This is a genomic window from Nocardioides sp. P5_C9_2, assembly GCF_054049555.1.
Genome location: NZ_JBFUMD010000564.1, coordinates 1 through 2262, shown reverse-complemented (window position 1 = coordinate 2262; position 2262 = coordinate 1). Strand labels below are relative to the sequence as shown.

Here is a 2262-nt window from a genome sequence, read left to right as displayed (position 1 = left end):
AATCACGACCTGACGACCGTGGAGCCCCTCGCTCCGGTCGCGGCGGTGGCCGTCGGTCGCAGCGAGCCGCGGCTCGACCTGCCCGACAAGGTCCTCGGACGGCCGCGGTTCCTGGCCGACCTGCGCCCCGAGGGGCTGCTGCACGGGAGGGTGCTGCGGCCGCCGTCGGTGGGTGCGGTGCTGCGCTCGGTGCCCGACGGCTGGAAGGCGCCGGGGGTGACGCTGGTGCGTGACGGCTCCTTCGTCGGCGTGGTCGGCGAGCGCGAGGCCGACGTCGACCGGGCGCTGGAGCAGCTCCGCGCGGACTGTGCCTGGGACGAGCGCGACCTGCTCCCCGACCCCGACGACCTGCCGGGCTGGCTGCGCTCGGGCACCCACGAGGAGGTGCCCGTCCTCGACGAGGAGGGTGCGCCGGGCCCGGGCAGCGACGTCGTCGAGGCGTCGTACTCGCGCCCCTTCCTGGCCCACGCCTCCATCGCGCCCAGCGCCGGTCTGGCGACCTGGACCGACGGCTGTGTCCACGTCCGCTCGCACAGCCAGGGCATCCACGGCCTGCGGGACGCGATCGCCGCCGCGCTCGACCTCGACCCGGCCACCGTCGTGGTCGAGCACGTGGAGAACGCCGGCTGCTACGGCCACAACGCCGCCGACGACGCGGCCTTCGACGCGGTGCTGCTGGCGCGGGCGGTGCCGGGGCGGCCGGTGCTGCTGCGCTGGACCCGGCCCGACGAGCTCACGTGGGGGCCGCTGGCCCCCGCGATGACGGCGACGCTGCGGGCCCGGCTCGAGGGCGGGCGGATCACCGGCTGGTCCCACGACGTGTGGAGCCAGGGGCACTCCGCGCGACCCGGCTACTCCGGCCACCCCGGCCTCCTCGCCGGCGCCGACCTCGCCACCCCGGTGCCGCTCCCTCCGTCCACCGACCCGCCCCTGGCCGCCGGTGGCGGGACCACCCGCAACGCGCTCCCGTCGTACGACGTGGGGCCGCGGCGCGTGGTCGGCCACCGCAAGACCGACTCCCCGCTGCGCACCTCGGCGATGCGCGCGCTCGGGGCGCACCTCAACGTCTTCGCGATCGAGTCGTTCATGGACGAGCTGGCGCGGGCCGCGGGCGCCGACCCGGTGACGTTCCGGCTCGACCACCTCGCCGACCAGCGGGCCCGGCACGTGGTCGCGGAGGCCGCCCGGCTCGCCGGGTGGGGCGAGGAGCTGCCCGAGGACACCGGTCGTGGCCTGGGCTACGCCCGCTACAAGGACCGCGGCGCGCACTGCGCGATCGTCGCCGACGTCGAGGTGACCGACGACGTCGTCGTACGCCGCCTGGTCGTCGTCGCGGACGTCGGCCGGGTGGTCAACCCCGACGGCGCCCGCAACCAGCTCGAGGGCGGCGCGACCCAGGCGACCTCGTGGACGCTGAAGGAGCGGATGCCCTTCGACCGGCGGCGCCTGCTCGGCACCGACTGGGAGGCCTACCCGGTGCTGCGCTTCTCCGAGACGCCCGAGGTCACCGTCCACCTCGTCGACAGCGACGCTCCCTCGACGGGTGCCGGCGAGGCCGCCCAGGGCCCCACCTCGGCCGCGATCGCCAACGCCGTCCACCGCGCCCTAGGGGTCCGGGTCCGCGACCTCCCCCTCGACCCCGCCGCCATCGTCCGCGCCATCGAACAGTCCGACTGAACCCGAGGAGTCACCATGAAGCAGCCCCGCATCTCCTACGTCGCCTACGACGACATGGACCCCCGCATGCAGGCCGAGATGGACCGCAGCGCCCGGGAGGGCACGCCCCGTCCGGAGACCAACGCGGTGCGCGCCCACGTGCCCGCGGCCTTCTGGGCCTTTGCCGAGCCGTGGGAGAAGATGTTCCGCAACGGCGTCTGCGACCACGCGATCAAGGAGCTGTGCCGGGTCTACATCTCCCGCACGGTGAGCTGCGAGTTCTGCGGCAACCAGCGCTCGGTCAAGGGCAGCCAGCAGGGCCTGGTCGAGGGGCAGTACGACGACCTCCTCAACTTCGAGTCCTCCGACAAGTTCGACGACCGGCAGAAGGCCGCGCTCGCCTACGCCCAGGCCATCGCCTGGAACGAGGACGACCGCGACGGCCTGTGGAGCCGGCTGCACGCCCACTTCACCGAGGACGAGCTGGTCGAGCTCGGCTGCGTCATCGCGCTGACCTTCGGCCAGCAGAGCTGGATCCGGCTCCTCGACGTCGACCACCACCAGTACATGGCCGGCACAGCGGCGTCGATGGCGCCGGGCTTCGAG

The 2262-nt window shown here is 74.4% G+C and carries 2 protein-coding genes; both read left to right on the top strand.

Annotated features, from left to right (window positions below; genetic code table 11):
- The coding region (locus tag ACXJKL_RS19670) for a xanthine dehydrogenase family protein molybdopterin-binding subunit (RefSeq protein ID WP_457208687.1) at positions 1-1677 on the top strand (1677 nt) is incomplete at its 5' end.
- A gap of 15 nt (positions 1678-1692) precedes the next feature.
- Positions 1693-2262 (top strand): carboxymuconolactone decarboxylase family protein (locus ACXJKL_RS19665; protein ID WP_457208686.1); only part of this gene is annotated, 570 nt, incomplete at its 3' end.